The organism is Wolbachia endosymbiont of Drosophila baimaii, assembly GCF_028982185.1.
Taxonomy (GTDB): Bacteria; Pseudomonadota; Alphaproteobacteria; order Rickettsiales; family Anaplasmataceae; genus Wolbachia; species Wolbachia pipientis.
Window position 1 is genome coordinate 1 of the sequence record NZ_JAPQLE010000113.1, and the last position, 8,549, is coordinate 8,549.

General features: G+C 36.7%; 6 protein-coding genes and 2 pseudogenes. 6 read left to right on the forward strand and 2 right to left on the reverse strand.

Annotated features, from left to right (window positions below; translation table 11 throughout):
- The 4 genes from OZD66_RS03780 to OZD66_RS03795 all read left to right on the forward strand — a co-directional run.
- A partial coding sequence (locus tag OZD66_RS03780) for a hypothetical protein (RefSeq protein ID WP_275022260.1) occupies positions 1-1,222 on the forward strand: 1,222 nt, incomplete at its 5' end.
- A gap of 3 nt (positions 1,223-1,225) precedes the next feature.
- Positions 1,226-1,363 carry a hypothetical protein gene (locus OZD66_RS03785; protein WP_182319533.1) on the forward strand — a complete coding sequence of 46 codons (138 nt, stop codon included), beginning with the start codon at positions 1,226-1,228 and terminating at the stop codon, positions 1,361-1,363.
- A gap of 133 nt (positions 1,364-1,496) precedes the next feature.
- Positions 1,497-1,685: a hypothetical protein gene (locus OZD66_RS03790; RefSeq protein WP_182367154.1), complete on the forward strand. Its 189-nt coding sequence runs from the start codon at positions 1,497-1,499 to the stop codon at positions 1,683-1,685.
- Between the two features lie 34 nt (positions 1,686-1,719).
- Entirely contained in the window at positions 1,720-4,215 is a 2,496-nt protein-coding gene (locus OZD66_RS03795; protein ID WP_182367156.1) for a hypothetical protein, read from the forward strand.
- A 202-nt stretch (positions 4,216-4,417) separates the two neighbouring features.
- On the opposite strand, the gene uvrB is transcribed toward OZD66_RS03795, so the two are convergent.
- Together uvrB and OZD66_RS03805 are read right to left on the reverse strand one after the other, a co-directional pair.
- Positions 4,418-6,325 carry an excinuclease ABC subunit UvrB gene (gene uvrB, locus OZD66_RS03800; RefSeq protein WP_182367158.1) on the reverse strand — a complete coding sequence of 636 codons (1,908 nt, stop codon included), beginning with the start codon at positions 6,323-6,325 and terminating at the stop codon, positions 4,418-4,420.
- Positions 6,326-6,720: 395 nt separating this feature from the next.
- Positions 6,721-7,041, reverse strand: a pseudogene (locus OZD66_RS03805) (transposase); the annotation flags it as partial.
- A gap of 85 nt (positions 7,042-7,126) precedes the next feature.
- Between OZD66_RS03805 and OZD66_RS03810 the strand changes: the two are divergent.
- Both OZD66_RS03810 and OZD66_RS03815 read left to right on the forward strand, forming a co-directional pair.
- Positions 7,127-7,974: pseudogene (locus OZD66_RS03810) on the forward strand (IS982 family transposase).
- Positions 7,967-8,215: an IS110 family transposase gene (locus OZD66_RS03815; protein ID WP_049749685.1), complete on the forward strand. Its 249-nt coding sequence runs from the start codon at positions 7,967-7,969 to the stop codon at positions 8,213-8,215. The pseudogene OZD66_RS03810 and the gene OZD66_RS03815 overlap by 8 nt, the downstream one beginning before the upstream one ends.
- Positions 8,216-8,549: the final 334 nt, after the last annotated feature.

An 8,549-nucleotide genomic window follows, 5' to 3' on the forward strand; every position in this document is an offset into this window, starting at 1 on the left:
CGTAGAGGAGCTCACCAGACAAGATTTGCTCAGGAGGCTCGAGTGTGAGCGTCAGGCTTCTAGTTGTGTCGATGAAATATCATCTCAAGCAGAGCTACATATCGGAGAAGGTGATGATGAGAATTACTTCACTGGTGAAAAAGGAAGAGTACTCGGAGATTTCTGGAATTTCTTTGAATCTCTCTTTACCCTTTTTGAAGTAGATGTAGATGATCCGAAAATCTACCAAATGCTCAAGGAGAAGAAAGAAAGGAACCTGATTGCTGCGATAATGAAGTTTTTGCGTGACAAGCTTAAGGAGTTAATCAAGAAGATTTTTGCACGCGATTTAAGTTTCAATCAGAGGTTGGACAAAGAGATAAAAGAATTGCAGGAAAAATTAGGCAGTGGTGAGTTATCAGAAGAAGAGTTTGCAAGGGCGTTAGAAAGATTAACTGCATTGCAAGATCTTAAACTCAGGTTACAAATGGCCGTTGTCGGATGGATTGTTACAATGTTCGCAGAGATGTTTGGAGTTGAGTTGGCGGCTGCGGTAGAGGCATCTACAGAAAAAGAAGATAAAAAAGCAGAAAAAACATCATTAAAGGAAGAAAATAAAGAAGTTTGCGAAAACGTAGAAATGAAAGTGGATGAAAGAGAAAAACCTAAAGTGCCAGTTTTCCTTTTTGACGTTTCACCCGGATTTGTAAGGCCGGTTGTTCTGAGCAAACCAGAACTTGATCTTTTACCAAAACCTATGAAAGAACTAATGCCTAAAGAAGTTATAAAGGAGGAGACCCGCGAGGTAAAAGAAACAAAACCAAAAGTGGAAGAAGAGAAAAAAGCGAAGCCGGAGGGACCGAAGAAAGAGGTGTGTCCACAGAAGCCTACAGGGCAGCTTGGGACGGGTGGGATAATATTTAATTCTGAAAGTATGGGAGCATCTACTCTTTATGGCAGGAATCCAAGTAAAAGTGCTAATGGAAGAGGAACCACGTCTGCTGATAAGTCTAGCAGTATTAGTAGAAAAGAATCCAAGTTTACTGATGAGCATAAAACAGATGACCCTTTTGCTAAACTTAGAGAAAAAGTTGCTCAAAGAAAGGAATTTGCTGATAATGAAAAGTCTAGTGCTGGTCAGCATAGTGTTGCAAGTGATGCTAAAGAAAATCCTAAGTCAAAATTTACTGATGTACTTGAGGAACCTGCAGCAAGAGGAAATGGTAATACACTATTGAGATAGCTAGTGTTAGCTACTTGTGTGATAAAGAACACTGGATCCCAGTGTCTGGGCACTGGGATGACATTCTATGTTAGAATGGCTACTAAGGCGACAAGAAAAGGTCTCTTTTTGGTACCTCTTTCTTGTCATCCCAGCGCGTGACGCTGGAATCTAGAAACTAGAGTTTTATGAAAAAAGAGTGAATAAAAATTTTAAAAAAAAAATATAAAAAAGTGCTTGCACTTAATTTTATTTTTAGTATATTAGTTACATAATATTTTTACTAGAGGATAATATGCATGGTAATAATGATAATGGTGGTGGCAATATATGGCCTTCACATGACAAGGTTGAGTGGGTTGGTCCTAACAAGGAGAAAAACAGAGCAGAGTGGGAACGTGCAAATAGCAAGCCTAATACACAACTGAGTAGTGGCAGTGCTACTAGTGCCGGTAGTAGTAAAGATAAAGGAAAAAGCAAGTAGTGTTGTTTCTTAACAATTTTTAATAGAGGTAGTTATGGATATAAAAGAGTTGGTTAATGTTTTTAACTTAAATAATTATTTTTCTGAAAGGATTAATACTAATTTTACTGTGGAAGGTAGGAAGATTGTTGGGTTATTTGCTGATGACACTGACGTAGCAGAATATCTACATAGAATAGGAGAGGAAATAATAAAACAGCAATATTCCAGTAGAGAGGTAGCAGGTAGGTATTATAACTTAAATTACTTTCCATTTGTTTTAGGTGCTAATCCTAACAAGAAAAAAAGTAACATAAAAGGTGTAATGGAAGTAAAGCTTGCAGATTCTGCAAATCGTGAAGTAATCCATAACTTGAAGATTCATTTAGTTAATGAGTTTAGGAGGGCTGTAATATTGAAACTGATTGCACGTTTACAAAAAGCAGTAGGGATAACGGAGGAAAAAGCGCATGAATGGATAGGAGAAACTTTTAGAATAGGAGCAATAGGTAAGTCTTTTTCTTATCTATGCTGTATTGCTTTTAGCGATGAATACCTTAAGAGGAGATATGATTCAGAGACTTTTGAATTGCTTAAAGGGGAGTATATTAAAGAGTTTAACTCAAGATTAAGGGAGTGTGGACTTAAGAGATCAGACTTTTATGACAATAGAGGTGATATGTTATACATTAAAAATGTGAGTGATAAAGTAGTTAAGAGTATAGCAGAATATGTTAAAGGGCGGATAGCACTTGATTTTGAAACTCTAGGCGAGGAATGTTCTAAAGTTGAAAATTTTAAAGACGTTTTTAGTAGCCTAATTTTTAAGCATACGGAGAAATTCGTTGATGCTTATGGGGATGATATTTTTGTAGATGAAGGAGAAATAGGGAGTGGCAATAGTTTTGTTCTTATACCTTTAACAAAAACATATGATGGTCAGCTTGAATCTTTAAAGCATAAGGATGCATACAAAATTAATGCAGTATATAATAAGAAACTTGTAAGTGATATCAGAGGCAAAACTGCAAAACCACATGTTACTAATTGCCAAAACCCAGTTTATGCTATCTCTAATAAAGGAATTGCTCAGTTACTTCCTATAATCATGCGGTCTCCAATTAAATATAATACAGAAAACAAATGTTTTGAATTTGCAGTTGATCTTGAGAATTTTAGGAGACGTGACTCGATAAGAGGTAGTCAATCCTCCTCAACAGTAACTTCTCCACTCAATTCTCCTACGCATGCAGGACCGAGTGGACTAAGAACACCGCCCAACCAAAGAGACAGAGATAGTGGTTATGATAGTAATTCACCTCCGAAACCTAAGGATTCTGGTTCTTCAAGTGGTGGTCCAAGTTCTGGCTTAACTGAATTGTCATCACCGACACAGGAGTTTCCCGAGCGGGGTCGGAGTCAGGGTGCAGTAGGGAGGCCTCCCAGGCAAGGATCAGAAAGAGAGGAAGAAACAGGGAGGATGTTTCAGTTGGTGCCGGGGGAAATAGATCCAAGTCAATCCACTGGTGGTCAATCACAGCTATCTTTAGGTGCTGGTGAAGGTATGCTAACAGAGGATAATATTCCGGATCAGAAAAGATCATCATCGATTCCTTCTCCTATAGCATGGGATGATTCAACATTCTTAAATCCTGAGGTTTCTAATGAGGAACCTGAAAAACAGCAAGTTACTAAGGAAAAGGAAGAAGAAAAGTTGTTTAAAGCATTGCTTTATTGGTTTAACTTAAATAATTATGCTTTGGATCCTCCTCATACTAACTTTATTGTAAAAAATGGGAAGATTGCTAGTTTAATTGATGATGGTGTTGACGTAAAAGAATATTTACAGGAGATAATAGATAAAACGAAAGAAGAGTATCGTGTCAATAAGGAAGAAGCCTATGATCTCAATGAGTTTCCATTTCAATTTCTTTCTAATTGTGAGAAAAACCAAGAAACAACAGTTGTTGCTAATATAAGTCGTGGTGCCTTACTTAACTTAAAAGAACTTTTTAGTCGGGAGCATGAGGGAAAAGTAGAAATAAAAGATATCGACATTAACATCGTCGAAAAGGCAGTGAAATCTGAAAAGGACAAATGGGTAAATTTTCAGGTGCAAGAACATGGGTTATCCCCTAAAAAAGCAATTAAAACCTGTTATCCCGATGAAAGCGTATTAGAATATATTTCAATTACAAAAGACGAAGGTGGATACTGGATTAACCGTGATTATGATGGTTCGGAAGTAGAGTCGTTTAGGAAAGAGCAATGGCCTGCTAAAGGTACGTCAAAAGCTGAAAAGATGAAGTCCGAAGATAATAAAGACAGCGGTTACTCTTCCGGGTTCGTAACTGATGCTGAAAACGTAAGCTCTAAAGCTGAGGCAACAACAAGTGGTTATGAGTCTATGGATTGTGAGAATACTAGAGGAGGATCGCCAAAACGTGCTCTAGAATTGAGTGTGGGAATGGAAGAATTGACAATATCCACAGACCTGTATGCCACTAAGGCCGAGCAGCACTCTCCCATAAAAAAATTTAGAAGCAATTGATCTAATCCACTGCTCTCAGCCACCTAAGCGTTTTATTAGGGTTAGGGCCAAAGTCTCTGACCCTAAAGGCGCTGGTGTTAATTTTTCTCATCCATTGCAGATATTGCACCGTACTAAATGTTTAAAAAGTATTAATATAAAGATATCAATAAAATTATTTACATTTTTATAATATGCACATTACATCATGTGTTATTTAACCTTACAATAATTTTTTTATTCTTGCTGCTTCTTCAAATTCTAAATTTTCAGCATGCTCTATCATTTGCTTTCTCAAATCATCCTTATTAGTATTTACTTTCGGTTCTGCTATTGCCTTCTCCTGTAAGGTGTTTGATATAGGTTTTATTATAGTCTTCGGGATAATATTGTGCAATATATTATGTTCTTCTTGTTTTTTTCTTCTTCTTTCGGTCTCTCTTAATGCACGGTCCAGAGAACCAGTGATTTTATCTGCATACAAAATTACTCTACCTTCAGCATTACGCGCAGCACGACCGATCGTTTGAATTAATGAAGTTTCCGATCGCAAAAATCCTTCTTTATCAGCATCCAAAATTGCAACCAACCCACACTCTGGAATATCAAGACCTTCCCTCAGTAAGTTAACACCTACTAAAACATCGATTTCTTTAGATCTCAATTTGTATATAATTTCTATTCTCTCCAGCGCAGCAATATCAGAATGCAAATAACTCACTCTCATATTCAATTCACTCATATATTCAGCTAAATTTTCAGCCATCTTTTTCGTCAATGTAGTGATTAAAACACAAAATCCCTTCCTGATCGTCACTTGTGCCTCATGAATTACATCATCAATTTGACTCTCTATTGGTTTTACAATGCAGATTGGGTCTGTAAGCCCTGTTGGACGGATAACTTGCTCTATAAATACATTATTGGTCTTTGCCAACTCATACTTTCCTGGAGTGGCTGAAATGTAAACAGTCTGCGGCCTAACTCCCTCCCACTCTTCAAATTTTAATGGACGATTATCAAAAGCGGAAGGGAGCCTGAAGCCATAGTCGATCAATTTCTTTTTACGCGCCTCATTACCACTGTACATCGCACCAACCTGAGGAACGGTGACATGACTCTCATCAACAAATAAAATTACGTCTTTGGGTAAATATTCAAACAAAGTAGGTGGTGGATCCCCAGCTTCCATTCCATAGAGATAACGCGAATAATTTTCAATACCTTTACATATTCCTGTTGTTCTCATCATTTCGATATCAAAATTAGTGCGTTGCTCGAGGCGCTTTGCTTCAACAATCTTGTTTTGCGAGTAGTAATAATCCAAGCGTTCATGCAGCTCTTTTTTGACTAGTTCAATTGCCCGCAACAAAGCCTCACGCGGGGTTATGTAATAGCTATTTGGAAAAATGGTGATTTTATTTACGCCTTTGGTAACATTGCCCGTTATAGCATCAACTTCAGAAATTTCTTCTATTTCATCGCCAAATAACGATAAACGCCAAGCTTTATTTTCATAATGGGAAGGAAATATATCAACAATATCGCCGCGCACTCTGAAATATCCTCTCTCAAACCTGGCATCAGAGCGCTTGTATTGAAGATCAGTTAAGTTGCTCAGGAAATCATTAATACGAATTTTATTTCCAACACTAAGCGGTATGATCATGCTGCGGTAGCTCTCAGGCGAACCAAGACCGTATATGCAGGAAACACTGGCAACTACGATCGTATCCCTGCGCTCCAAAAGGGAGCAGACGGTGGAATAACGCAGCATCTCAATTCTTTCGTTAATTGCAGAATCTTTTTCGATATAAGTATCAGTTTGTGGTAAATAGGCTTCAGGTTGATAATAATCATAATAAGAAATGAAGTATTCAACAGCATTATGGGGAAACAATCCTTTCATTTCCTCATAAAGCTGTGCTGCTAAAGTTTTATTGTGTGCCATAATTAATGCAGGCCTATTTGTTCTTGCAATAACATTTGCCATAGTAAAAGTTTTCCCAGAACCAGTAACTCCAAGCAAAACCTGATCTCTTTTATTACTATTTAGCCCTGCAATTAAGCTATCGATTGCCTGTGGTTGATCCCCAGCCGGTTGAAAATGTGTAGCGATTTGAAATTCCATAGACTTTACTTACTATCTTTGATTCATTGTATAGTAAACACTATATTGCTTTTAAGATAAGTTGTATAGCTATCGTAAAGCCATAAAACATTAACCAACAATGTCATGCAAGTAGCTGACACTGGAATCTTGTTTCAATGTTAAACAAAATACCATAGAATTCAAGAAGACAATTCCTAAAAAATCCCTACATCCAAAAAAAGGCAAAATGCTGCTTGAATAAGCTAAATTTTTTTAGATGCAAAAACAATAAAACATAGTTGATACTAAAGTTATAGTACTCCTATGACAACGTTACAAAAATTAAGGAAATGGATAGCTCTGATCAATTGGAATAGTATTTTCAGGTACCGGTGGTCAATATGACATTTTTAAAATAAAGATTTAGAACCTGTTTAAAATCTTCTCAATAGAAGAGAAATGAAGAAAAGAACGACCATTTGTAGGCTAGTGTTAAGTTTTCGCTCGCAATTTTTCCACAATCGTCTGCATTTTTCTAACCAAGCGAAAGATCGCTCTACAACCCATCTTTGTGGCAATACAGCAAAGGAATGTAATTCACTTCGTTTTATTACTTCTACAGTTGCTCCAATAATCGTTTTTATTTGAGTTGCAAAATTTTCTCCTGTATAACCTGCATCGACCAGTATATTTTTAACTTCCGAGAGGTTTTCTTTTGCGCTTTCAACCATTCTCACAGCACTGCTAACCCCAGTTGTAAATTAGAAAAAATAGAAAAGGTAAGGAAATAGGGTAAACTCCGAGGTATTTGATATTCATTCCTAAAATAGGAGGTTACCAATGAAAGAAAAAGTAACAGAAATCTTTTGTATAGTCGATGATTTTTGCAATACAGTCGATGAAAATTTTGCAGAAAAACTTCTACCAAGTGGCAAAAAACCAACCAGGACGCCAGAGATTACGCATTCAGAGATTTTTACCATAATATTGCTATATCACCAATCCAAGTGCGACAATTTTAAAATTTTCTATGTGTATTATTTGAAATTATTATACAAATCAGCGTTTCCAAAATTGCCATCCTATAGTAGGTTTATCAGGCTAAAATCGCGGGTTTTATGGTATTTAGCGCTCTTAATGCAATGGTTTTGCGAACAGTCAAAAGTGACAGGGATTTCGTACATAGATGCAACATCTATCGCTGTTTGCCATCCAAAAAGGACCTCGAGAAACAAAGTTTTCAAAGGGTTGGCAAAGATTGGAAAGACTACTTATGGGTGGTTTTTCGGTACATCTAGTAATCAATGAAACTGGCGAAATTCAAGGGGTTACGGTGATAAAAGGCAACGTTGATACCTGTGCCAAATTTAACTAAGAAATTGACTGGATTATTGTTTGGAGATAAAGGATATATCAAAAAAGATCTTTTTCACGAATTATTCGATAGAGGGTTAAAGCTTGTAACCAGTATAAAAAAGGGTATGAAAAACTCATTAATGGCGCTAAATGAGAAGATTTTGTTAAGAAAAGATCGATTATTGAGACAGTTTTTGGCTCTCTGAAAAACAAATTTGAGATTGAGCATACTCGCCATAGATCACCGATAAATTTTTTGGTACACATTTTTTCTACGCTTGTTTCATATTCCATGCAGCCGCTGCATTTCTAAGCTTTACTTCGTTGGCTAATCCGCAACTGGGGTATATAGGGTTGACACCAAGGCAATATTCTTCTGGAAAAGTTGATCGGCATGGCAGCATATCAAAGATGGGACCAGCGGAATGTAGAAGTATGTTATATGAAGCTGCACAAACAATGCTTACAGTTACCAAGAGGACATTTAAATTAAAAAACTGGGGTTGCGAAGAAAAAAGGAATGAAAAAAGCAATTGTAGCAGTAGCAAGAAAATTAGCTGTAATTATGCATAGGATGTTGGTTCATAAAACAGAATTTTATTATCAATAAACATCAAAAGAGCATAGGACAATAATTTTATTGAAAATAAAGATAGCAATGCCGATGGAAGGGACAAGCAAGAACTTAGTTAGACTTCGTGGTAAACATGTTGCCGTCCACTTCCGCCTAACAAGTATAATGCGGCTTGACAAATTTATTGTCATCTCAGACCGCGGAGAGAACCATATGCTACTTTTAACTTATATAAAATTACCAAGGATTATGGAGAAGATATGCTGTTTTGATTTGTGTGAAAATTATTGTTGACTTATGTGCAATTAGAGAACCTAAGTCACTTTAGCTATA

Coding starts and splice junctions, on each gene's coding strand:
- OZD66_RS03790 (WP_182367154.1), top strand. CDS start 1,497: ATGCATGGTAATAATGATAATGGTGGTGGCAATATATGGCCTTCACAT.
- OZD66_RS03795 (WP_182367156.1), top strand. CDS start 1,720: ATGGATATAAAAGAGTTGGTTAATGTTTTTAACTTAAATAATTATTTT.
- uvrB (WP_182367158.1), bottom strand. CDS start 6,325: ATGGAATTTCAAATCGCTACACATTTTCAACCGGCTGGGGATCAACCA.